Origin of the sequence: Nocardiopsis sp. YSL2 (assembly GCF_030555055.1) — a bacterium.
In the GTDB taxonomy this organism is placed as follows: domain Bacteria; phylum Actinomycetota; class Actinomycetes; order Streptosporangiales; family Streptosporangiaceae; genus Nocardiopsis.
This window is the reverse complement of sequence record NZ_JAMOAO010000001.1, coordinates 4,511,478-4,534,793: the sequence shown is the minus strand read 5'-3', so window position 1 is coordinate 4,534,793 and position 23,316 is coordinate 4,511,478. Positions and strand designations below refer to the sequence as shown.

19 protein-coding genes are annotated in these 23,316 nt (G+C 71.6%); 7 read left to right on the top strand and 12 right to left on the bottom strand.

Translation table 11 applies throughout. The features are described 5' to 3' along the window. Window positions 1–15: 15 nt before the first annotated feature. Entirely contained in the window at window positions 16–1,176 is a 1,161-nt protein-coding gene (locus M1P99_RS19915; RefSeq protein WP_304454114.1) for a YdcF family protein, read from the bottom strand. A 346-nt stretch (window positions 1,177–1,522) separates the two neighbouring features. After that, window positions 1,523–4,219: a pyruvate, phosphate dikinase gene (gene ppdK, locus M1P99_RS19910; protein ID WP_304454113.1), complete on the bottom strand. Its 2,697-nt coding sequence runs from the start codon at window positions 4,217–4,219 to the stop codon at window positions 1,523–1,525. A 511-nt stretch (window positions 4,220–4,730) separates the two neighbouring features. Between ppdK and M1P99_RS19905 the strand changes: the two genes are divergently transcribed. Beyond that, window positions 4,731–5,408, top strand: a complete 678-nt coding sequence (locus M1P99_RS19905; protein WP_304454112.1) for a hemolysin III family protein — start codon at window positions 4,731–4,733, stop codon at window positions 5,406–5,408. Here the strand turns inward: M1P99_RS19905 and M1P99_RS19900 are convergent. After that, entirely contained in the window at window positions 5,393–5,806 is a 414-nt protein-coding gene (locus M1P99_RS19900; protein WP_304454111.1) for a permease prefix domain 1-containing protein, read from the bottom strand. The genes M1P99_RS19905 and M1P99_RS19900 overlap by 16 nt on opposite strands. Window positions 5,807–5,947: 141 nt before the next feature. On the opposite strand from M1P99_RS19900, the gene M1P99_RS19895 reads away from it, so the two are divergent. Beyond that, the gene (locus tag M1P99_RS19895; protein WP_304454110.1) at window positions 5,948–6,127 is read left to right on the top strand and encodes a hypothetical protein; all 180 of its coding nucleotides are present in this window, start codon (window positions 5,948–5,950) and stop codon (window positions 6,125–6,127) included. A gap of 229 nt (window positions 6,128–6,356) precedes the next feature. Here M1P99_RS19895 and M1P99_RS19890 read toward each other — a convergent pair whose 3' ends face one another. The 5 genes from M1P99_RS19890 to M1P99_RS19870 form a co-directional block, all read right to left on the bottom strand. Then, window positions 6,357–8,858, bottom strand: a complete 2,502-nt coding sequence (locus M1P99_RS19890; RefSeq protein WP_304454109.1) for a M48 family metalloprotease — start codon at window positions 8,856–8,858, stop codon at window positions 6,357–6,359. Further along, window positions 8,848–9,315, bottom strand: a complete 468-nt coding sequence (locus M1P99_RS19885; protein WP_304454108.1) for a hypothetical protein — start codon at window positions 9,313–9,315, stop codon at window positions 8,848–8,850. The genes M1P99_RS19890 and M1P99_RS19885 overlap by 11 nt, the downstream gene beginning before the upstream one ends. A gap of 443 nt (window positions 9,316–9,758) precedes the next feature. Beyond that, window positions 9,759–11,147, bottom strand: coding sequence for a glycine--tRNA ligase (locus tag M1P99_RS19880; RefSeq protein WP_304454107.1), 1,389 nt, complete (start codon window positions 11,145–11,147; stop codon window positions 9,759–9,761). Between the two features lie 192 nt (window positions 11,148–11,339). Then, a complete protein-coding gene (locus tag M1P99_RS19875; protein ID WP_304454106.1) occupies window positions 11,340–11,636 on the bottom strand; it encodes an antibiotic biosynthesis monooxygenase in 297 nt (98 codons plus the stop codon). Between the two features lie 159 nt (window positions 11,637–11,795). Further along, entirely contained in the window at window positions 11,796–15,473 is a 3,678-nt protein-coding gene (locus M1P99_RS19870; protein WP_304454105.1) for a CDP-glycerol glycerophosphotransferase family protein, read from the bottom strand. Between the two features lie 358 nt (window positions 15,474–15,831). On the opposite strand from M1P99_RS19870, the gene M1P99_RS19865 reads away from it, so the two are divergent. The 4 genes from M1P99_RS19865 (at window position 15,832) to M1P99_RS19850 (ending at window position 18,391) form a co-directional block, all read left to right on the top strand. Continuing rightward, window positions 15,832–16,200 (top strand): DUF6703 family protein, encoded by a 369-nt coding sequence (locus M1P99_RS19865; RefSeq protein ID WP_304454104.1) that lies wholly within the window; start codon window positions 15,832–15,834, stop codon window positions 16,198–16,200. A gap of 83 nt (window positions 16,201–16,283) precedes the next feature. Further along, window positions 16,284–17,126 carry a metal ABC transporter ATP-binding protein gene (locus M1P99_RS19860; RefSeq protein ID WP_304455761.1) on the top strand — a complete coding sequence of 281 codons (843 nt, stop codon included), beginning with the start codon at window positions 16,284–16,286 and terminating at the stop codon, window positions 17,124–17,126. Next, window positions 17,119–18,012, top strand: a complete 894-nt coding sequence (locus M1P99_RS19855) for a metal ABC transporter permease (RefSeq protein ID WP_304454103.1) — start codon at window positions 17,119–17,121, stop codon at window positions 18,010–18,012. Before M1P99_RS19860 ends, M1P99_RS19855 begins: the two co-directional genes overlap by 8 nt. Before the next feature lie 4 nt (window positions 18,013–18,016). Continuing rightward, a complete protein-coding gene (locus M1P99_RS19850; RefSeq protein ID WP_179821728.1) occupies window positions 18,017–18,391 on the top strand; it encodes a Fur family transcriptional regulator in 375 nt (124 codons plus the stop codon). Window positions 18,392–18,730: 339 nt separating this feature from the next. On the opposite strand, the gene M1P99_RS19845 is transcribed toward M1P99_RS19850, so the two are convergent. From M1P99_RS19845 to recO, 4 genes are all read right to left on the bottom strand, one after another. Then, the gene (locus tag M1P99_RS19845) at window positions 18,731–19,549 is read right to left on the bottom strand and encodes an SGNH/GDSL hydrolase family protein (RefSeq protein ID WP_304454102.1); all 819 of its coding nucleotides are present in this window, start codon (window positions 19,547–19,549) and stop codon (window positions 18,731–18,733) included. Between the two features lie 149 nt (window positions 19,550–19,698). After that, window positions 19,699–20,493, bottom strand: a complete 795-nt coding sequence (locus M1P99_RS19840) for an SGNH/GDSL hydrolase family protein (protein WP_304455760.1) — start codon at window positions 20,491–20,493, stop codon at window positions 19,699–19,701. A gap of 38 nt (window positions 20,494–20,531) precedes the next feature. After that, window positions 20,532–21,377: an isoprenyl transferase gene (locus tag M1P99_RS19835; protein WP_304454101.1), complete on the bottom strand. Its 846-nt coding sequence runs from the start codon at window positions 21,375–21,377 to the stop codon at window positions 20,532–20,534. Further along, entirely contained in the window at window positions 21,374–22,105 is a 732-nt protein-coding gene (gene recO, locus M1P99_RS19830; RefSeq protein WP_304454100.1) for a DNA repair protein RecO, read from the bottom strand. The genes M1P99_RS19835 and recO overlap by 4 nt, the downstream gene beginning before the upstream one ends. Before the next feature lie 224 nt (window positions 22,106–22,329). Between recO and M1P99_RS19825 the strand changes: the two genes are divergently transcribed. After that, complete coding sequence (locus M1P99_RS19825) at window positions 22,330–23,208, top strand: CAP domain-containing protein (protein ID WP_304454099.1); 879 nt, start codon at window positions 22,330–22,332, stop codon at window positions 23,206–23,208. The last annotated feature ends 108 nt before the right edge of the window (window positions 23,209–23,316 follow it).

The window sequence follows — 23,316 nt, the reverse complement described above, 5'->3', positions numbered from 1 at the left end:
GAAACCGTACGCAGGTCAGGCGGCGTTCACGCGGATATCGCTGCTGTCGTTGAAGATCCAGTAGTACCAGAGGGACGCGGTCTCCCGGGTGATGTACCAGAGCTGCGTGCGGCGCTCGATGACGGCCGGCCCCGAGCGCGCGGGCGAGGCGCCGGCCTCGATACCGAAGTCGTCCGCCATCTGCTGGGACCGCAGGCTGTGCCATGGGTCGGAGACCAGGATGGCGGTCTCCCAGCCGTTGGTGTCGAAGACCTCCGAGACGGCGGACATGCTCTGCAGGGTGTCGCTGCCCTCCTCGACAGCGACGACGGAGTCGGCGGGCACGCCCACCTCCACCAGCCAGTTGCGCCCGGACGCGGCCTCGGTGAAGTTGTCGTCCGGCAGCTTGCCGCCCACCGTGACGATGACCGGTGCCACACCTTCGAGGTAGAGCTCCTGGGCCTGGCGCAGCCGTGCCTCGAAGACCGGAGAGGGCACGCCGTTGTACTGGCTGGCGCCCAGCACCACGATGGCGTCGGAGGGCGTGCGGTCGTCCTGGCGGGCGGTGTACCAGACCCAGCCCCACGTCGCCGGGGGGACCGCCAGGGCCGCCAGCAGCAGCAGGGTGACGATCCAGCGCTTGCGGACGCGGCGGCGCGGGCGTCGGCGCCGGGGCCGCGCGGGTGGGCGGGGGGCGCGCTCCGGCTCGGGATCCGCGCCGGGCCCGGGACCGGGTCCGGGCCCGGCGTCGGGGGCGGTGTCGGGATCGGACAGGGGGTCGGGCCCGGTGCGGGGCGCGCGTCCGCGGGGCGCGGGACGGTCGCGGACGAAGCGTCGGGTGAAGGAGGCCTCCTCGGCGGCCCCCTGTGCTCCGGTGACCGTGTCGTCGGCGCCCGGCCCGCCCGGCCGCGGCGGGAACTCGTCGCGGGAGAACGCGCGGGTGGCACCGGCGGCGGGGTCACGGGGGAAGGCCATGGTGGCCTCTCCACCGGACTCCGGGGCGGGGTGGGGGCCGGCCCCATCGGCTCCGGACGCCCCTGGCTCGTGCGGGAAGGACCGGGTGGCGTCGTCCCCTTCCCCGGCCGCGGCCGGGGCGTACTCGCTCCGGGTGAAGACCCGGGTGGCCTCGTTGTCGGTGGAGGCACCGGCCGGGCCCTCCCACGGCTCGTCGCCGTGACCGTCGCCTGCCACTCGCACCTGCTCACCTCCGCACAATTCGCTGACTGGAGTACTTACCCCCACTGGGACGACTTCCGACCGCCGCTGGTTCTCGGCAGGCCGACCCGTTCGGGGACGAACCTGAGGTGAGGAGGGGATCGGGGAAGACGGCCAGGCCAGCACACGAAAATATATCACGAAAAGGTCACGATGACCCCTGGTGGGCTGTTCCCAGCCGGGCCCGAGTCTAGGGCGTGTGCGGACGGGCGGCATCCGGTCGGCGGCCCACGCACACGACCGCCCCCGCAGGTGTCCGCGGGGGCGGTCCGGGCGCCCGGAAGGCGGAGCCCGCGGTCCGGGCGCAGGGGCGCCCGGACCGATCCGGTCAGCCGCTGGCGCGACCCGCGGCCCGGCCGGCCTCCAGGCGCGCCACCGGTACTCGGAACGGCGAGCAGGACACGTAGTCCAGCCCCGCCTCGTGGAAGAAGTGCACCGAGGCCGGGTCACCGCCGTGCTCGCCGCACACGCCGAGCTTGATGCCGGGACGCGCGGCCCGTCCCTCCTCGACGGCGATGCGGATGAGGCGGCCGACGCCGTCGACGTCCAGCGACTCGAACGGCGAGACGCCGAAGACGCCCTTCTCCAGGTAGGCGGAGAAGAACGAGGCCTCCACGTCGTCGCGGGAGAAGCCCCACACGGTCTGGGTGAGGTCGTTGGTGCCGAAGGAGAAGAAGGCGGCGTGCTCGGCGATCTGCCCGGCGGTGAGCGCCGCGCGGGGCAGCTCGATCATGGTGCCGACCGGGAAGTCCAGTTCGAGGCCGTTCTCCTCCCCCACCTCGCGCAGGACGCGCAGGGCGTCGTCGCGGATGATCTCCAGCTCCTGCACCGTGCCCACCAGCGGGATCATGATCTCCGGGCGGGGCCGGCCGCCCTCCCTGATCCGGTCCACCGCGGCCTGGGCGATGGCGCGTACCTGCATCGTGAACAGGCCGGGGACCACCAGGCCGAGGCGCACACCGCGCAGGCCCAGCATCGGGTTCTGCTCGTGCAGCTTGTGCACGGCCTGGAGCACCCGCAGATCGTTCTCGTGGCTCTCCCCGCGCGCCTCGGCCACGGCCACGCGCACCGACAGCTCGGTGATGTCGGGCAGGAACTCGTGCAGCGGCGGGTCCAGCAGGCGCACGGTGACCGGGAGGCCGTCCATGGCGCCGAGGATGCCGTTGAAGTCCTCGCGCTGCAGGGGCAGCAGCGCGCCGAGCGCCTCGCCCTGCTCCTGCTCGGTGTCGGCGAGGATGAGCCGCTCGACCAGCTGGCGGCGGTCACCGAGGAACATGTGCTCGGTCCGGCACAGCCCGATGCCCTGGGCGCCCATGCGGCGGGCGCGGGCGGCGTCCTCGGGGGTGTCGGCGTTGGCGCGCACGTACATGCGGCGGGCGGCGTCCACGTAGTGCATGAGCCGGTCCACGGCGCGTACGAGGTCGTCGGCCTGGTCCGAGGCGGGGTCGATCTCCCCTTCGAAGTAGCGCACGACCGGGGAGTCGACGACGGGGACCTCTCCGAGGTAGACCTGACCGCTGGTGCCGTCGATGGAGATGACGTCGCCCTCCTCGACCACCTCGCCGCCGGGCGCGGTCATCCGCCGGTTCTTGGTGTCGATGTCGAGTTCCTCGGCACCGCACACGCAGGTCTTGCCCATGCCGCGGGCCACCACGGCGGCGTGCGAGGTCTTGCCGCCGCGGCTGGTGAGGATGCCCTCGGCCGCGATCATGCCCTCCAGGTCGTCGGGGTTGGTCTCCCGACGGCACAGGATGACCTTCTCCCCGCTGCGGGACCACTTGACGGCGGTGTAGGAGTCGAAGACCGCCTTGCCGACCGCGGCTCCGGGCGAGGCGTTCATGCCGCGTCCGAGCCGGCGGAGGTCGGGGTCGGTGGCGGCGCGGTCGTCGAAGCGGGGGAACATCAGCTGGGCGAGCTGGTCGCCGGTGACGCGCTGGACCGCCTCGTCGAGGGTGATCATGCCCTGGTCGACGAGCTGGTCGGCGATGCGGAAGGCAGCGCCCGCGGTCCGCTTGCCCACGCGGGTCTGGAGCATCCACAGCTTGCCGCGCTCGATCGTGAACTCGATGTCGCACAGGTCGCGGTAGTGGTTCTCCAGGGTGTCCATGATGCCCATGAGCTCCTGGTAGCTGCGGGCGTCGATCTTCTCCAGGTCGGCGAGGGGGACGGTGTTGCGGATACCGGCCACCACGTCCTCGCCCTGGGCGTTCTGGAGGTAGTCGCCGTAGACGCCGGGCTGGCCCGAGGCGGGGTCGCGGGTGAAGGCGACGCCGGTGCCCGAGTCCATGCCGAGGTTGCCGAAGACCATCGAGCAGATGTTGACCGCGGTGCCCAGGTCGGAGGGGATGCGCTCCTGGCGGCGGTAGAGCACCGCGCGGGGGGCGTTCCAGGAGTCGAAGACCGCCTTGACGGCGAGGGTCATCTGGTCGCGGGGGTCCGACGGGAAGGGGCGGCCGGTCTGCTCCTGGACGATGTCCTTGAAGCGGGCGACGAGGTCGCGGAAGTCCGCGGCGTCGAGGTCGAGGTCGTCGGTCGTGCCCTTGGCGGCCTTGGCCTCGTCGATGGCGGCCTCGAAGAGTTCTCCGTCGATGTCCAGGACGGTCTTGCCGAACATCTGGATGAGGCGGCGGTAGGAGTCCCAGGCGAAGCGCTCGTCGCCGCCCTGGGCGGCCAGGCCGACGACCGACTCGTCGTTGAGGCCGATGTTGAGGACGGTCTCCATCATGCCGGGCATGGAGAACCTGGCGCCCGACCGCACGCTCACCAGGAGCGGATCGTCGGGCTGGCCGAGCCGGCGGCCCATGGCCTTCTCCAGCTCCTTGAGGTTGGCCTCGATCTCGGCGTCCAGCCCGGCGGGGACGCTGCCGTTCTCCAGGTAGTGCCGGCACGCCTTGGTGGTGATCGTGAAACCGGGGGGCACCGGCAGGCCGAGGTTGGTCATCTCGGCGAGGTTGGCCCCCTTTCCGCCGAGGAGATCCTTCTGGTCCTTGCTGCCCTCGGTGAAGTTGTAGACGTACTTGGCCACGGGGGTGCTCCCTCGTTCTTCTCGACGGCTCCGCGGTGGGACGGCCCCTCGCCCGGATGGGTCCGGACTCTATCCGCACCGCGCGCGACTCCCCTGTCATGAACTCCCCGATTACGATATTTTCGCAGTTCAAGGATGTTGAACAGGTCTATACCAATGGTTCAGCTCGGGTACACCGGTCCCTTGTGTCCAGAATACGACCAGGGAGGCCCCGCGCCACCCGCGACACCGCTGCCGACCTGGGAACTCTGACCGCATGCCGAAGGACGACCGGAGGCGGAACCGCCCCCTGGAGGCACACGACCACCGAGAACCACAGCCGCCACCGGGAGGCGCCGACGAGAGCCCCCGCACCGGCGCGGATTCGGCGATGTGCGGCTCGACACAGCATTACCTGGCAGTAACCTACGGATGCGTAAGTTAGGCTGCCCGTGAGCCCCGTACCGACGCGGGACGAGTGGACGCGAGGAGTGCGACGGTGTCGGAGGAGCAGCAACACCAGGGCGAGACGATGAGGACCAAAGCGCGCGGAGCCGCCGAGGACCTCCTGGAGGCGGTCAAGCCACGACTGCGCGGGTGGCTGCACCTGGGTACGGCGCCGCTCGCCCTGGCGGCGGGCATCGTCCTGGTGTGCCTGTCACCCACGCTGCCGGCGATGGCCGCCAGCGCGGTGTACGCCCTCAGCTCGGTGCTGCTCTTCAGCACCTCGGCCGTCTACCACGTGGGCCGCTGGTCCCCGCCCGCGCAGAGGATCCTGCGCCGCATGGACCACTCCAACATCTACCTCATCATCGCCGGCACCTACACGCCCTTCGTCATCCTGGTCCTGGACGGCGCGCTGCGCACGGCGATGCTCGCGCTGATCTGGGGCGGCGCCACGGCGGGCGTGGCCTTCAAGCTGCTGTGGCTCAACGCCCCCCGGTGGCTGTCGACGGCGCTGTACCTGGCCATCGGCTGGGTCGCGGTGCTGTTCATCCCCGACCTGATCGGCGGGACGCACCCGGCGACGTGGATCCTCATCCTGGTCGGCGGGGTGCTCTACAGCGTGGGTGCGGTGGTCTACGGCCTCAAGCGGCCCAATCCCGCACCACGGTGGTTCGGCTTCCACGAGATCTTCCACTCGCTGACCATCGCGGCGTTCGTCTGCCACTACGTCGCGGTCTCGTTCGTGGTCTACACAGCGAGCTGACCGACACCCGCACCGGGTGACGTCGCCCCGTAGCCCGGGCCGACCGAGAACGCGAGGACCACCCCGAGATCGCGCCAGCGCCCGATGCCGCCGGCACCGTCGTCGGCCTCGGGAACGAGGACCCACGGCTTCCGGAGCCGGTGGGCGTGCTCGCGGACGAACTCCCGTGACACCTCGTCCAGGTGGCCCATGCGCTTGACCGCGACGAGGAGGGCTTCCTCTTCGTCGGGGCCGTTCGACCCCAGGTCCACGATCTGTTCGCGCAGGTGGTCCTCCATATCCTCGACGCCCTGCGGGGAGATGGCCCGGCGGCGCCGCACGAAGCCGCGCCACTGTTCGACCTGGACCTCCAGGACGCCTGGACGTAGCCGTTGCGCTCCAGGCGGTGCAGCAGCCACAGGAGCCGAAGGGGTTGAGTGGATTTCTACACTTCCTTGCGTCACAATGTAGGAAACTGCCGTAGTGCACAACTCAGCATGGAGAGGTGCCAGATGAAGCGCTTGTCCCGAGGGCTGGCCGTTGTCCTCTTCGCCCTGTTGATGGCTTTCTCTGCGAGTGGGACAGCCAGCGCGGCCTCCCTACACACCGCCGGTCCCTACTACTCCGAGCGCGACTGCAAGATCGCGAGGGGCGAGTACGACCGCTACTACGAGATCGAGAGCTACTGCTTTCAGTCGCCGGCCTTCTTCGGCAACTGGTACTTCTACTACTCCAAGTAGAAAACCAAAAGCAGCCGTGGGAGCGTGAGGACCGCTCAACCGTACGGATCAGCGAGTGAACCCGGCGCGGTGTTCCGGCATCTCTCCACGTCCACGAACTGATGCGGAGTAGCGCTGGCCAGGGGTGTCGCATCGAGATAGGCTCTGCTCATCTCGCGGCCCAGGCGGTGGAGCCACGCCCTGGACGGATTCCGGGTGGCTCGCCGTTCAGTCCCCTGACGCGCCCACGTCACGCAGACGGAGCCCCGGTGGCGGAGCAGTAGTTGTCCACCAATTGGAAGAACCTCGTGTAGGAATGATCGGCGCCGTTGAGCATGGCCCGCCCGAAGGCGGCGAGGGCGGGATCACCGCTGGAGGCGAGCGTGACCAGCGTGGACGACCAGCTCTCGTGGGACATGTCCCCGCGCGCGGCCGAGTCGTGGACACCGAGCACCGCCTGGCACGCCTCGTCGCCGTCCGTGCTGCCGGGCACCACCGCCGCCCGCAGTGCCCTGCGTTCCTCCGGTCCGAAGGCGTCGATCGGCTCGCCGACAGGCCCGGCGTGGAAGACCGCGACGAAGGCCGCTGCCGTCGCGACCGCCGCCACCGCGATCGCCTGATGACCGAGTCCCGGCCGCCCGGGCCATGCCCCGGGTCCCCTCCCACGACGCCGGTCGACGCGTGCGCGCACCGCCGATCCCGCCGCAGCTGCAGGCACGCAGACGAGCAGCAGCGCGGACACGGAGAGCGCGGCGAGGCCGCCATTCGAGCCGTAAGCGGTCAGCACGGAGTTCCCCAGGGCGGCCGAGCACGACAGCACCCCTCCCCACCCCAGGCAGGCGGCCCACACTCCTGACTCGAAGGCGGCGGGTTCGAGGAACCCCGCCGTGCACGCCATCGCGCCCGCCGCGCACGCGACGACCCCGGCCCGTCCCCGGCCGCCCCGGCGGACGCCGAGCACTGCGGAGGCGGCAGCGGCCAGCAGCAGCGTCAGTGCCACGATCAACGCGAGCAGAGTGGGCGCGTCACTCGTCGCAGTGGCGGCAAGGGCCACCAGGAGCGTGAAGACGATGGTGACGCCACCGCAGGCCCGGAGCACCCATGCGGCCGCGAGCCGGGCCTCCTGGGCGGGAACGGCGAGGACGCCCACCGCCATGAAACCCGCGGCCAGCGGCAGGGGCCACACGGACCCCACGCTGAACAGGCTCATCGCCACGGAGCTCGGTCCCGGGACCACGAACGTGCCCAGGATCCCGTCGAAGGTCACCCACAGCGCGAACAGGCACCCGAACACCGCACCCGCGCAGCCCAACCCGAGGACGCACGCCAGGCGTGGCGGTGCGGAGGAGGACAGCCAGCGGCGGGCGCACATCGCGCTCCACACCAGGAAGAGCAGGCAGGTCAGCCACAGCGCGAGGACCGAGACGGCGGTGGTGACGACGGGCGCGGCGCTGGTGGAGGACCAGCCCCAGGGAACGTACGGATGCGGCACCGATACGCCCACGGCGATCCCGCCGGCGAGGAGCGCCGCGCACCGCCCCAGGCGCAGTGGGTCACCGGTCGACGCGCAGACCGCGTTCCAGACGATGGCGGCGACCACGACACCGACCACGGCGCCGAGGAGGACCGCGACGGCTAGCATGCCGAGACTCGCCTCGCCCTCGGTCACCAGCCTCCCGGCCGTACCGAGATACGGCTGTCCGGCGCCGAGGATCAGACCGGCGGTCAGCAGGTCGGCCGGGCGGACCCGCGCCAGGCGCCGCGGGTCGCGGAGCGTTTCGGCCCTGTCCCGCGGTCGGGGGTGGTAGGAACGTGCCCGCTGCCAGGCGCTTTCCCGTGGCCGCCCCTCGGCCATGGCGACGAACGCGGACCGGAGCGCGGAGGCGGTGCCCGGGGAGCCGGCGGCGCGGACGTCGGCGTAGTGCTCGCGGGTGCGCAGGACGAGGGCGCGCGCCGGCTGGAGCAGCAGGAGGGGGACGGCCGCCACGGCGAGCGGAAGCAGGGTCACCACGATGAGGGAGAGCGCATCACCCGCGCTCCGCGCCGTCGCGACCACGGCGGCGTGGGCGGCCATGGTGAGGGCCAGCAGCACGAGGAAGCTCCACCAGGCCCCGATGGTCAGGTAGGTGATGTCGATGTCGCGGTTGCGCAGGTGGGCGGCCTCGTGCCGGAGCACCGCCGAGCACTGCCGGTCCAGGTCGGAATCACCACGCGCGGCGAGCAGAGTGCTGTCGACGGCGACCGAGTAACGGCCGAAGGCGCCGAAGGCGCGGGCTCCGTTCGCCGTCCCGAGCGTGACCAGCACCTGGACACGGTCGCGGCCACGGTCACCGAGCACCGCCCGGAGGTCGCCTTCGGCCCTCTGAAGCCGGGGATCGTCGTCGCCGACGGGAATCGGGCGCAGCCGGAGCCGCAGGAGCAGAGGATAGGCAGCGTACACGGCAACGGTGAGGGCGGCCCACACGGGAGCGCCCCCGAGCATGATCGCCACGAGACGCTTCTCCTGCCCTGCCGCACAGGACAAGTAGTCGTCCAGCAGCACCCCGTCCGGAACGGCTCCCGCGTCGGCGCGGGCCCGGGCTGAGCAGGCGGCAGGGTCAAGAATCGATGGGACCCCGGCGAGTTCGAGCAGGGCGACCTGCCAGAGCGTGATGTACATGGCTCCGACCGCCGCGCCGATGATCAGCAGGCCGAAACGCAGGCTGGTGGCGGACGGCAGGACGAACGGGTCGAAGCGCGCGTCAGGCCGCATCCTCCTCCCCGTCGTCCGGCTTCGAGTCCCACCCGCCCTCGGCGAGTTCGGCCACCAGTTCGCGCGTGAGCCGCGCCGCGTCCTCAGGCGAGAGCCCGGAGCGCACGGCGTGCTTGGTAATGGCCGCGGCCACGTCGGGGACGCTCGCCGCCGGGAGAACGGGTAGTTCCGTCTCCGGGGTGAGGCGCTGGGCGGCTCCCCGCCTCAGACGGCGCAGCGCGGCCCGCCACGCCCGGTCCCACCAGGGGCGCAACACGTCGGTCAACGACCCGACGATCAGCTCGTTGAGGACGGTCAGGACGATTCCGGCAACCACACCAACGGCGACCGCGCCGAACCCCAGAGGGTCGTCGCCCGGACGGCGCGGCGCTGCGCCGCGGGCGAAGAACTCGTCTCTGACCACGGGATAGTAGTCGGACTCCGCAGGAGCGCATCGGGAGACGACTCGCGCGGCCATACTGTCGACGGTTCGCGGCCGGGGGTCGTCCGGTGGGACGGCGTTCATCGGTACTCCGTGCTCGGGGGGAGGAGGAGGCGGCCCACATTGTTCGCGTGGCTCCGTAAGGAGCGTAACCGTTTACCGATGCCCTGTGTGGTGATTCGTGCGTATTGGGTGAAATTCTGGCACAGCGCCAGCACACCCAGTGCCCAACGGCCCGCCAGCCTGCCTTCTGGCTCCCCGGAAGAAGCACGAGGCCAGCGCCAAGCGGGCGGGCCGTACTCCGCTTCCGGCACACTCTGACGCCTCCGGAGGGAATCTGGTCGACGCCTGGCGGGCGGTGCACGACGACCCCGGTATCACCGCGGCGGTGATCGTCGCAGATCCTTCCGTGATCACCTCAGCACGCGGCCGCCCGCCCCCTGGCCCGGGGGCGGGCGGCCGTCGCTCGCTCAGGTGCCCTAGCAGCCGGGGAGGCGCTCGACCAGGTACATCTCCACCTGGTCGAGGGAGACGCGCTCCTGGGACATGGTGTCGCGCTCGCGCACGGTCACCGCGTTGTCCTCCAGGGTGTCGAAGTCCACCGTGACGCAGAACGGGGTGCCGATCTCGTCCTGGCGGCGGTAGCGGCGGCCGATGGCGCCGGCGTCGTCGAACTCCACGTTCCAGCGCTTGCGCAGCGCGGCCGCCAGGTCGCGCGCCTTCGGCGACAGGTCGGTGTTGCGCGACAGCGGCAGCACGGCGACCTTGACCGGTGACAGGCGCGGGTCCAGGCGCATCACGGCGCGCTTCTCCAGCTTGCCCTTGGCGTTGGGCGCCTCGTCGACGTTGTAGGCGTCGAGCATGAAGGTGAGGACCGTGCGGTCGACACCGGCCGCGGGCTCGATGACGTACGGGAAGTAGCGCTCGTTCTTCTCCTGGTCGAAGAAGGACAGGTCGGTGCCCGAGGCCTCCGAGTGGGTCCGCAGGTCGTAGTCGGTGCGGTTGGCGATGCCCTCCAGCTCACCCCACTCGCCACCCTGGAAGTTGAACCGGTACTCGATGTCCACGGTTCGGGTGGAGTAGTGGGACAGCTTCTCCTTCGGGTGCTCGTACAGGCGCAGGTTGTCCTTGGCGATACCCAGGTCCAGGTACCACTGGTGACGGGTGTCGATCCAGTACTGGTGCCACTCCTCGTCACTGCCCGGACGGACGAAGAACTCCATCTCCATCTGCTCGAACTCGCGGGTCCGGAAGATGAAGTTGCCGGGCGTGATCTCGTTGCGGAACGACTTGCCGATCTGGCCGATGCCGAACGGGATCTTGCGGCGGGCGCTCTGCTCGACGTTCTTGTAGTTGACGAAGATGCCCTGGGCGGTCTCCGGGCGCAGGTAGGCCAGGCCCTTCTCGTCCTGGACCGGGCCCAGGTGGGTGCGCAGCAGGCCGTTGAACATGCGCGGCTCGGTGAAGGAGTCCTTGGCGCCGCAGTTGGGGCAGGCCAGGGCCTTCAGGCCCTCCTCGGGCTCGCGGCCGTGCTTTTCCTCGTAGGCCTCGATGAGGTGGTCGGCCCGGAAGCGCTTGTGGCAGGACTGGCACTCGGTCAGCGGGTCGACGAACGCCTTGACGTGGCCGGAGGCCTCCCAGACCTCGCGGGCCAGGATGACGCTGGAGTCGAGGCCGACGATGTCGTCGCGCTCCTGCACCATGGAGCGCCACCACTGGCGCTTGACGTTGGCCTTGAGCTCCACGCCCAGGGGGCCGTAGTCCCAGGCGGCGCGCAGGCCACCGTAGATCTCGCTCGAGGGGTAGACCAGGCCTCGGCGCTTGGCGAGGTTGACCAGTGCGTCCATTGCCTCTGACTTGGCGGCCATGGGTGACTCTCCATCCGGCTGGCGGTCGGTGGATCGCGGTGCGCGATACATCGTTGTGGTCGGGGCGCGAAACGCGTGACGAATCAGGGAGTGGCACGTCAGGCGGCCGCGTCCACCCAGGCTAGAGCACGCGGAGACCCTGGTGCGCACGATTTCCACAGTGGCGCGGGGCCTGGTCCGCGCCCGGCCCGCTCAGCGACGGGAACCGGCGCTGGTGAGGAGCTCGAAGGCGGTCGGTTCGTCGATGGCGCGGGAGAGCAGGGGCACGGCGTGGACCTTGACGTCGAAGTCGGAGAGCGCCCGGCGGTAGAACCCGGCACCCTCCCACTCGGTGACCACGGTCCACAGGGAGGGATCATCGGCGGCCCTGCCCAGCCGGTGTCCCAGGAAGCCGGGACGGCGGGAGAGCACCTCGACGGCGACCGCGGCGTCGGACTGGAAGGCCTCGGTGTCGGCCTCGGGCACGGAGTAGCGGGTGATGACGATCACGCCACCATTCTGGCCCATCCTGCGGACCCGCCGCGCCCGAACGGGTCGGTGTGGAGGCCCCGGCCCCGCCGACCTGACCGCGCGCACGGGCACCGACCCGGAAGGGCCCTTCCGGGTCGGTGCCCGTGCGGCGTCGCGCGTGCGGGGCCCGAGGAGCGGTCAGTCCTTGCCGAAGACCCGGTCCACGACGCGCTCCGCGGCGTGGCCGTCGTCCAGCGGGCAGAACTGGTCGACGAACGACCGGTAGCTGCCCTGGTGCTCCTCGGCGACGCGGCCGATGTCCTGGAGGGCCGCGATGACGTCGTCCGACCTGGTCAGCAGCGGGCCCGGCGCGGTCTCCTCGAAGTCGAAGTAGAACCCGCGCAGGTTGTCCCGGTAGCTCTCCAGGTCGTAGGTGAAGAACAGCATGGGCCTGCCGGTGTTGGCGAAGTCGAACATCATCGACGAGTAGTCGGTGATGAGGACGTCGGTGACCAGGAACAGCTCCATGATCTCCGGGTAGAGGGAGACGTCGTAGACGAAGTCCTTCCCCACGATCGGGACGCTGTCCACGACCCTCGGGTGGCGGCGGACCAGGAGGACGTGGTCGTCGCCCAGCTTCTCGTACATCCGCCGCAGGTCCAGGTGCAGGTCCAGCTTGTGCTTGCCGCGCGTGTAGTACTTGTCGTCCCGCCAGGTGGGCGCGTAGAGCACGACCTTCTTGCCCTCGGGCAGGCCGAGGCGGCGCCGCGTGCGCTCGGCGACTTCCTCCCTGTCGGGCGAGAAGAAGATGTCGTTGCGCGGGTAGCCGGTCTCCAGGATCTCGCCCTCGAAACGGAAGGCGCTGCGCAGGATGGGCGTGGCCCAGGGGCTGGGCGAGACGAGGTAGTCCCACTGCCGGGTCTCCCACGCGAGCATCTCGAAGTAGTCGCGGGACTTGCCCCGGATGTTCTCGACGTCGAAGCCGATCCGCTTGAGCATCGACCCGTGCCAGGTCTGCACGACGACCTGGTCGGGCCGTCGGTGGAACCACACCGGCTGGCGGGAGTTGGTCACGAGGTAGCGGCTGCGGGCGAGGGCCTCGTAGTACTCGCGGCCGCGGTGGCGCACCGGGGCCAGGTCCGCCGGCGGGCGCACCTGTCCGTCGGCGATCAGCCAGGACATCGGGTAGTCGGCCCAGCGCTCGCGCCCGCGCAGTTCGGCGTAGATGCTCTGGGGGCTGTCGGAGTACTGGCGGCCGGTGTAGGTGTCGAACAGGACGCCGTCCACGACCGGCTCCAGCCTCTGGGCCGGATAGAAGGTCTCGCGCAGCTCGCGCTGGGCGAAGGAACCGCGCTCGGCGGGGCGCAGGTCGGTGCCGACCCGCAGGATCGGCAGGCCGTGGCCCTTGTAGGAGAGCGTGTAGGTGCGCTCGGAGGTCTGCAGTGCCAGCGGCAGGTGCGAGATGAGGTCCTCGGCGAACTCCACGCCGACGTCGGTGGAGCCCGCCCCGCCGGTGTCGAGCACCTGCCCCCAGAGCTGGTAGCCGCCCGCGGCCAGGGACAGCTCACCGGAGAGGGTGGGGACGTCGGCGGGGGCGAATTCGGCGGTGAAGCGGCTTCCGGAACGCTCCACCTCCAACTGGTGCTCCTCGTCGCGGCCCTGGGCCCTGGCCACGAGCCGCAGGTCGGCGTCGGCGGTGAAGTCGCCGCTGAGGACGAGCCGGCGCCCCTCCCAGGCGGCCCGCTCGACCACGGGGCGCGCGTGCCCGGCGCGCAGGGCCAGATGGCCGGTCGCGGTGCGCTGCACGACCAGCTCCTGGTGGGAGCCCTCGGTGGCGTAGGTGCTCCCGTTGACGGTGTCGGGCAGGACCGGCGCGACGCTCTCCTGGTCGGGGGTGACCAGGTGGACGTCCCACACCTCCTGGCGGATGACGCCGCCGCACTCGGTGACGCTGCGGTCGATCAGGTCGGCCGCGCGCACGCGGGCGCCGATCCGCCCGCCGTGCGCCGTCAGCGGATAGCTGAGCACCGCGGTGCCGGGCCGGCGGGTCAGGCGCAGCTCGGTGGCCCGGGCGGCGGGCGCCGACACCAGTTCGCCCTCCAGTTCGAGCTCTCCGGTGCGGGTGTCGTAGCGGTGGTCGGTGATCCGTGCGCGAGACGGCTCGACGGCGACGACCAGCTGGCGGTCCCTGTTCCAGCGGGGCCGGATCCACAGGTCCTCGTCGATCTGCTGGTAGCCGGGCCGTTCGGGCGGACCGGCGACCGGGTTGCCGATGAGCCTGCGGCGGGCCAGGCCGCGGTTGACCACGACCAGCTCGACCTTCCAGTCGCCGGGCTCCCAGCGCCCGCCCGAGCGCAGACGGCGGGGGTCGAGGACGACCGTGAACCCGCCGTAGTCGTGGCGGGCGGCGTCGACCAGGTCCGGGAGGCGGTACTCGGCGGCCAGGCGCGTGTGCACGGGGAGCCGGACCCGGCGCCGGGTGGAGGTGTTGACGGCGAACGCGACCACGTGCTGCTGCCAGCGCTTGCGGGCGCGCAGGTGCCGGATGCCGACACGGCCGCTGATGTGCAGGCGGCCGTCCTTCCAGTGGACGTCCTCGGTCTTCTGGCGGACCTTGAGCTCGTCGTCGAGCCGGTAGACCTCGCGCGGCACGGCCTTGGCGGGGTCGGTGGCGTCGAAGAAGGGGTAGCGGATGTAGTAGCCGAGCCCGCGACGGACCACGGTCGCCTTCTTGATCTCCACGCTCTTGGCGAAGGTCGCGACCTCCACGACGTCGGCCGCGCGCCGCTTGCGCACCAGGTGGTACAGGAGGCGGTCCAGGACGCCCAGACCGCGCAGCAGGCGCGGGGACACGTGGTCCAGGTAGGTGTTGAGCAGGTCGAGGACGAGCTCGCGGACCTCCTCGTCGGCGTCTTCGAGACGCAGCAGGAGCTGGCGGAGCTCGCCCTGCAGGAGCGGGCGGTCCCAGAGCTGCCGGTCGGCGGTGCTCAGGCTCGCGGCCAGGACGCCCATGGCCTGGAGGCGGCGTGTGAGGGCCTGTGCTTCCAGTGGGACGGGAGTGGCCTCGCGTTGGCGCTTGAGCAGCACCGGCGCGGGCAGGACGTCGACGGCCGCGGCCGCCAGGGTGGCGCGGCGCAGCCCGAGGCCCGCGTCCTCGGGGGCGAGGCCGTGGTCGGTCAGCGAGTTCCAGAACTCCCGGAGCCAGAGCTTGTTGCCCAGAGCGGAGTCCGACACCAGTGCGGGGACGGCGCGGGGGTCCTCCGCTACGTGGTGCTTGCCGCAGAGCTTCCGGTGGAAGCCGGAGGGGGAGGCACCGAGCTCATTGAACCGGTAGACATTGCCCACGACCAGGTCGGAGCGGGTGTCGGCGGCGCTGGCGGCGAGGTAGGACACCGCGTACCCGGTGAGCGCGTCACCGCCGTCGAGGAAGAGCAGGTGGGTGCCCGAAGCCGCGGCGGCACCGCGCACCCGCGCAGCGGGGCGGTCCGGAGCGGGGTCGGTGTCCGGGAGCACCACGGCCAGCCCGGGCGGCGGAGCCGCGGCGAAGGCCCTGGCGACGGCCAGGGCGTCCACGCGGGTGTCCTCGACCGTCTCGTCGCCGTGGTCGGCGTGCTCGCCCCGTTCGGCGGTTTCGCTCTCCTCCGAGCCGTCGTCGTCACCGGACGGGTCGGCGCCCGCCTCCTCGTCGGAGGAGTCGGCGGGGCGGGAGCCGTCCCCGCCGGCGGCGCGGACCGGGACGAGGACGACCTCGAAGCCCGGGGCCGGATCGGGCGCGGTGGCGCCGCCCTCCTCGCGCTGGCGGGCCAGGGAGTCGAGGCAGTACTGCAGGTGGGGCTCGGTGACGTCGAACGTCACGATGACTGTGGGTTCGGGCACGGAAGTTGACACCCTCCGAAGGGTCCGTCGCTACGGGCAACGTGCGGACGCGGCGCGGTCCGCGCTGTCAGTCGAGTACCCACCGAATGTAGAGGATCCCTGACCCCACGTGCGCCGCGAGGGGCTCGTAGCTGGTGGGAGGACCGCGCCCACGCGGTGAACCGGGCCTGATTCCATGCCCGGAGAGGTCCCCTGGAGGGGCGCGGACTCCTAAAATGTCACAGGAACGCGTAGCGGCTCACCCCCCGGCCGCGCCCGGGGGGACGGACCGCTGGACAACCGATCACGAGCCCGGAGGCGGGTCGCGCACCACGGTGCGGGCGACGCCTCGACGGTGGCGGACTGCGGAACGGACGGCATGGCCTCTCCCGAGCACGGCGACGAACAGCGGCCCGTTCCCGGCCGCCCCCTCCCCGACGGCGAAGCGTTCTACACCCCCGGAGCCGGACGGCTGCGCGCGACGGTGGAACGGCGCAGCGCCGTCCCCCTCGTGTGGCTGCACCGCCAGCCGCGCTGGCTGCCGCCGCTGGCACTGGGCGCCCTGTTCATCGCCGGCCTGATGGCACCGGGCCTGGTGGGCGCACTGTGCCTGCTCGCGGTGTCGGTGTTCTTCTCCTGGCTGGCGTTCCTCACCTGGCCCACGCTGGACCGGCAGCAGCGGGTGCCGCGCGTGATCATGGTGGTGGTCGTGCTGGTGCTGACGGTGGCGCGGTTCCTGGGGTTCTGAGGCCCGGCCGGGCGGCGACCCCTACGTCGCGTTTTGACAATCATTTTCGTTTTCGGCATACTGATCAGGTGTCTGACCAGTTCATGGGGGCCGCGGGCCACGATCCCGACGTACCACCCGCCTTCCGGATCACCGACGCCGTCGTGGGCTACGACGGCACGCCGGTGCTCCACGGCGTGGACCTCGACGTCCCCGTGGGGCAGACGATCGCCGTCATGGGCCCCAACGGGTCGGGGAAGTCCACGCTCATGCGCGCGATGCTCGGCATCGCACCGCTCTCCTCCGGCCGGATCCTGGTCCACGGAACACCGCTGCGGCGCTTCCGCGACTGGCACCGGATCGGCTACGTGCCCCAGCGGCTCACCGCCGGCGGCGCGGTCCCCGCCACGGTCCGCGAGATCGTGGCCTCGGGCCAGGTCGCCGCACGCCGACTGCTGTCCCTGCCCACCCGCGCCGACCGCGCGGCCATCGACGAGGCCCTGGAGACCGTCGGCCTGGCCGACCGGGCGCGCGACTCCGTCCGGGAGCTGTCGGGCGGCCAGCAGCAGCGCGTGCTCATCGCCCGCGCGCTGGCCGGGCGACCGGACACCTTCGTCATGGACGAGCCCATGGCCGGCGTCGACGCGGAGAACCAGCGCGAGCTGGCACGCACCATCGAGCACCTGCGCGGGACCGGGGCCACCGTCGTGCTGGTCCTGCACGAGCTGGGCCCTCTGGAGGACGTGATCGAGCGCGCCGTCGTCCTGGACGACGGCCGGATCGCGCACGACGGCCACCGGGCGCCCGCCGCCACCGGGGCGTGCGCGCGCCCGGGGCACGAGCACCAGCACCCCCACCCCGACCCCAACGACCCCGACCCGCGGGCGGCCGGCGCGGAGCCCGCACCCGCGGACCTGATCCGACTCGAGGTACCCGGCAGTGACTGAACTTCTCCAGTACGAGTTCATGCGCCGCGCGCTGCTCGCCGCCGTACTGGTGGGACTCGTCACCCCGGTCATCGGTACCTTCCTCGTCCAGCGCCGCCTCGCGCTGCTGGGCGACGGCATCGGCCACGTCGCACTGACCGGCGTGGCGCTGGGCCTGCTGACCAGCACCTCCCCCGTCCTGACCGCGGCCGCGGTGGCCACCCTGGGCGCCATCCTCATGGAGGCGGTGCGGGTGCGCACGCGGGCCAGCGGGGAGGTCGCCCTGGCTCTGCTGTTCTACGGCGGTATCGCGGGCGGCGTCCTGCTCATCGGTCTGACCCCCGGTGCCAGCAACGCGACACTGACCGCCTACCTGTTCGGCTCGGTGAGCACCGTGGAGGAACAGGACATCTGGGTGGTGGCCGTGCTGGCCGCCGCCGTCGTGGCGGTGGTGGCGGTGTTCGGGCGCCAGCTCTTCGTGCTGTGCCAGGACGAGGACGTCGCCCGCGCGCACGGACTGCCGGTGCGCTTCCTGAGCATCCTGCTGGCGGTCACCGCCGCGCTGACCGTCGTGATCGCGATGCGTGTGGTGGGCCTGCTGATGGTCAGCGCGCTGATGATCGTGCCCGTGGCCGCCGCACAGCAGTTGACCAGGAGTTTCCGGGTGACGATGGGGCTGGCCGTGGCCATCGGCCTGGTGTCCTCGGTCGGCGGGTTGTCCACGGCCTTCTACTCCGACCTGGCGCCCGGCGCCACCATCGTGTTGATCGCGCTGTCGGTGTTCTGCGTCGCCGTCGCCTCCGCCGGGCTCGCCCGTCGGCGGGGCCGGCGCCGCGCGGGAAGCCCCCGGCGACCGGAGGGGCCGTTCGAGGCCGATACGATGCCCCAGACCGCGCGGGGAGGATGACACCATGAGTACACGACGCGAGGCCGTTCGCCAGACACTGTCCGAGTCCTCCGGTTTCCGCAGCGCGCAGGACCTCTACGCGGACCTGCGGGCCGATGGCTCCAAGATCGGCCTGACCACGGTCTACCGCGCCCTGCAGGCGCTGAGCGACTCCGGCGAGATCGACGTACTGCGCAACGACGACGGCGAGGCCGTCTACCGGGCCTGTGGAACGGAGACCCATCACCACCACCTGGTGTGCCGCGTATGCGGCACCGCGGTGGAGATCGAGGGCCCGACGGTCGAGTCCTGGGCGGCAGAGACCGGCGCCAAGCACGGGTTCACCGACGTCACGCACACGGTCGAGGTGTTCGGTACCTGCCCGCGCTGCTCGTCCTGACTCGGCGGCCCCGCCACCGGGCGGGCTCCGTCGGGCCGGGCAGGCCGCCCCGGCCCTCGTGGGCGTAGGCCGCCCGGCGCCGACCGGGCGGGTCGTGGACGGAGCGGTCGGGCCGCACACCCGCCTGGCCGACGTGTTTCCGCGCCGCGTCCCCGCCCTCCGCTTCCGGCCGCACCGCGGCCGCCCGACCCCGGCACCCACGACTCGTCAGCGCGCGGACGCGGCCCTCGGCCGCGCCCGTGGACCGTCAGGCCGCCGTCGGCGAACGGGCCAGGGCGTGCTCTGCCGGTCGAAGGCGCCCGCGTAGGAGGGCTCGGCGCCCACCGCGGCGCGGTCGGCTCACTCGCAGGGCGAGCAGGGCTCCAGGTTGGGGCGCTTGGCGCTCAGACCGTCGCCGGAGGAACGGCCGGTGAGGCGGCGGCCGATCCACGGCACCAGGTACTCGCGGGCCCAGTGCAGGTCCTCCTGGCGGGCCGACCGCCAGTCGCGCGGCTCGGCCGGCGGCCAGGGCGCGCCCCAGTCCTCGTCCACGGGCACACCCAGGACCTCGCACACGCGCAGCGCGATGCGGCGGTGCCCCTCGGTCGAGAAGTGCAGCCGGTCCCAGCTCCACGCACGCGGGTCGGAGAGCACGCGCATGCTCCACATGTCGACGACGTCGCAGTCGTACTTGTCCGCGATGGCGCGCAGGTGCATGTTGTACGTGGACACCTTGCCGCGCAGGTGGCGCATGACCGACAGGGAACCGGTGTCGAAACCGGTGAAGAGCACCAGGCGGGCACCGGTCCCGCTGAGCCGGGCCACCCCGGCCTCGACGAGCTGGGCGGTGGCGTCCGGGTCGCCGCCGGGGCGGATGATGTCGTTGCCGCCCGCGCACAGGGTGATGAGGTCCGGGGAGAGCTCGACCGCCCGGGGTACCTGCTCGGTCATGATGCGGCCGGCGAGCCTGCCGCGCACGGCGAGGTTGGCGTAGCGGACCTCGCCGACGTGGCGCGCCAGGTGCTCGGCGACCCGGTCCGCCCAGCCCCGGTAGCGGCCGTTGGGCACACTGTCGCTGTCGGGGTAGGGGTCGCTCATGCCCTCGGTGAAACTGTCACCGAGGGCGACGTAGGAGATGATGTCCTTCTGCGTCAGATCACTGTTCCCAAAGCCGCTCATAACGCACGATGATGCAACTCCACCATGGGGTTACGCGACAGTAGGTTGATGCTTTCCACCCTTTTGGGCGAGACATCACAGTATGACCGGCGCGTCGCTTTCAGCCGCGCGCACGCCGACGCGGCCGGACCGGTGGCCGCACGCGCGGTTCAGCTCCGGTCCTTGGTGAGCGGGGTGAGCTCCGGGCGCTTGGGGGTCACCGAGTCACCCGAGGAGCGCCCGGTCAGGCGGCGGCCGATCCACGGCCCCAAGGACTCGCGGACCCACGTCAGGTCCTCCTTGCGCGCCTGGGCCCAGCTCACCGGTGTCGTCTCGGGCCAGGGCGCGTCCCAGCGCTCGGCCGTGGGCACGCCCAGCACCTCGGCGACGCGCAGCGCCAGGCGGCGGTGTCCCTCCGGCGACATGTGCAGCCGGTCGTCGTCCCAGGCGCGGGAGTCGGTGAGGACGCCCATCGACCACTGGTCGACGAGGAAGCAGTCGTACTTGTCGGCGATGGCGCGCACGTTCATGTAGTAGCGCGCGAACAGGCCGATGGTTCCGCGCATGTAGCCGGTGGAGACGTTGACCCCGGTGAAGAGCACGACCTGGCTGCCCTGGGCGCGCAGGCGGGCCACCGTGGCGTCCAGCACCTTGGCCATCCGCTCGGGGTCGCCGGCCGGGCGCAGCAGGTCGTTGCCGCCCGCGCACAGGGTGACCAGGTCGGGGGCCATCTCCAGGGCGACCGGGACCTGGTCGGTGACGATCTGGCGCATGAGCTTGCCGCGTACGGCCAGGTTGGCGTAGCGGATCTCGCCGAGGTGGTCGGCGAGGTGCTCGGCGAGACGGTCGGCCCAGCCGCGGAAGACCACGTCCTCGGCCGCTCCCGTGCCGTCCGCGTGCGCGTTCGCGGGGTAGGGGTCGCCCACGCCCTCGGTGAAGCTGTCCCCCACCGACACCACTGACATGCCCGGGCGCAGCAGCCCGGCGTTCTCGGATCCCACGGTCACTTCTCCTCTTCCGGAACGGACTCGCCCACCGGGTCGCCCACCGGGTTGGGCACGGCGCCGCCGTAGCGGCGATCCCGGCTCGCGTAGATCTCACAGGCCCGCCACAGGTGGCGGCGGTCGAAGTCGGGCCAGAGGGTGTCGAGGAACACGAACTCGGCGTAGGCGGACTGCCAGAGCAGGAAGTTGGACGTGCGCTGCTCGCCGGAGGAGCGCACGAACAGGTCCACGTCCGGCATGTCCGGCACGTACATGTGGCGGGCGATGGCGTCCTCGGTGATCTTCTCCGGGGAGATCCGGCCCGCCGCGGCCTGGCGTGCCAGTTCACGGGCGGCGTCGGCGATCTCCGCGCGCCCGCCGTAGTTGACGCAGAACTGCAGGGTCATCCGGGTGTTGTCCTTGGACAGCTCCTCGGCTTCCTTGAGTTCCTTGATGACGCTCTTCCACAGCATTCCGGCGCGCCCGGCCCACCGGATCCGCACGCCGCGGGCGTGCAGTTCGTCGCGCCGGTTGCGGATGGTGTCGCGGTTGAAACCCATCAGGAAGCGCACCTCGTCGGGCGAGCGCTTCCAGTTCTCCGTGGAGAAGGCGTACGCCGACAGGTTGGGGATGCCCATCTCCAGAGCGCCCTCGATCACGTCGAAGAGGGAGGACTCCCCCGCCTTGTGGCCCTCGGTGCGCGGCAGCCCGCGCTCCTTGGCCCAGCGGCCGTTGCCGTCCATGACCACGGCCACGTGCCGGGGCACGAGGTCGGCGGGCAGCTCCGGCGGTCGCGCCCCGCTGGGGTGCGGGACGGGCGCGGCGTACTGCCGCCGCTTGTCGGCGTCGAAGTTGAACAGGCTCAAGAACGCTCCACGTGGCGCAGTGATCGGATTCCGTTCTCCAGGTGCCACTGTAGATAGGCCGCGACCAACCCACTGCACTCGGAGCGGTGCCGGTCCTGACTGGCGTCCGCGCTCTCCCAGTCCCCTCCGAGCAGCGCCGACATCAGTCTCGGCGTCTCGGGCGACGGGTGCACGGAGCCGTGCGGACGGCACACCGAGCAGACCATACCGCCGGCGTGCACCGCGAACGCGCGGTGCTCCCCCCTGCTGCCGCAGCGCGCGCACTCCCCCAGCGCGGGGGTGTACCCCGCCACGGCCAGCGAGCGGAGCAGATAGGCGTCGAGCACCAGGCGGGAGTCGTGGGACCCCTCCCCCAGGGTGCGCAGGGCACCGATGAGCAGGAGGAACTGGCGCAGGGCCGGGTCCTTCTCCACGGCGACGATCTTCTCCGCGGTCTCCAGCATGGCGGTGGCGGCCGTGTAGCGGGAGTAGTCGGAGACCACCGACTCGCCGTAGGGGCGCAGCGTCTCGGCCTGGGTGATGACGTCCAGGGTCCTGCCGGTGTGGAGTTGGACGTCCACGTGGGTGCACGGTTCCAGACGGGCGCCGAAGCGCGACTTGGTACGGCGCACGCCCTTGCCGACGGCCCGGACCAGTCCGGTGCGCCGGGTCAGCAGGGTGACGATGCGGTCGGCCTCGCCCAGTTTCTGGGTACGTAGAACGACGCCCTCGTCGCGGTAGAGACTCACTCCTCCATTGTCGCGGATGGCACCGACCACCCGGGCGTCGTCCCCAGCCCCGCGGCGCTCCGGAGCACCCCTGTCGTGACCTGCTTTGTTACGATTTGGATTTCCTTTTCATCATAATTGCTCTACTCTCACGCGCTAGGGCGCTCCGATCGGTCCCGAGCAGGGGACGAAACCCCACATTGGGAGAGCCCGAAATCCATCCATCCCCACGGAGGTAGAGCGACATGGCGCGTGGCCGCAGAGGCAAGCGCAGGAAGAGCGCTCACGAACGCCGCTCGGGCCGGGACGGACGACACCGTCTCCTGCCCCTGGCGGCGGGCATCGCCGCGGTCCCGGTGGGGGCCGTCCTGGCCGGGGCGCTCCTCGTGACCGACCCGGCCGACCGGCTGAACCCGTTCACGAACACGTCCGACGGATCCGCGGCCTCCGCCGGGTCCGAGGGCACCGGCGACTCCGGCGGCGCGACGGGCGACGCGGTGCGCGCCCCGGACGCCGACGACGGCTCGGACTTCTTCGAGGACCCCACCGGCACGCCCCGCGAGTCCGCTCCCGGGACGGACGGCTCCGTCGCGGCGGAGGTCACGGCCTCGGCCTCGGCCGTCCCCGAGGAGGAGCAGGAGGAGAGCCCCGAGGACACCGGCGGGGAGCGCGCTGAGAGCGGCGGCGGGAGCAGTGGGGGCAGCGGCAGCGGTGGGAGCGCCGACAGCGGTAGCGGCGGCGACTCGGTCACCGCGGCGAGCTCACAGGTCACCCGGGTCGTGGAGCTGGTGAACTCCGAGCGCGCGGACGCGGGCTGCGGCTCGCTGCGGGTGGACGACAGGCTCACCGCCGCCGCCCAGGAGCACAGCGAGGACATGGACGCCCGGGGCTACATGGCCCACGAGAGCCCCGAGGGCGAGGGTCCCGGGGACCGGGCGGCCCGGCACGGCTACGACGCCTGGGGCGCCGAGAACGTCGCCAAGGGACAGCAGAACGCCCAGCAGGTGATGGACGCCTGGATGAACAGCCCGGGCCACCGCGCCAACATCCTCAACTGCGACCTCGTCGCGATCGGTGTCGGCGAGTCGGGCAACGCGTGGACCCAGTTGTTCGGCTGGGAGTAGTAACGGGACGCCGGAGGACCACGAAGGGCGGGCCGCACCCGTGAGGGCGCGGCCCGCCCCCCCATGTGTGAGGAGGCCACCGCCACCGCTCGGGGAGCCGCGACGGCC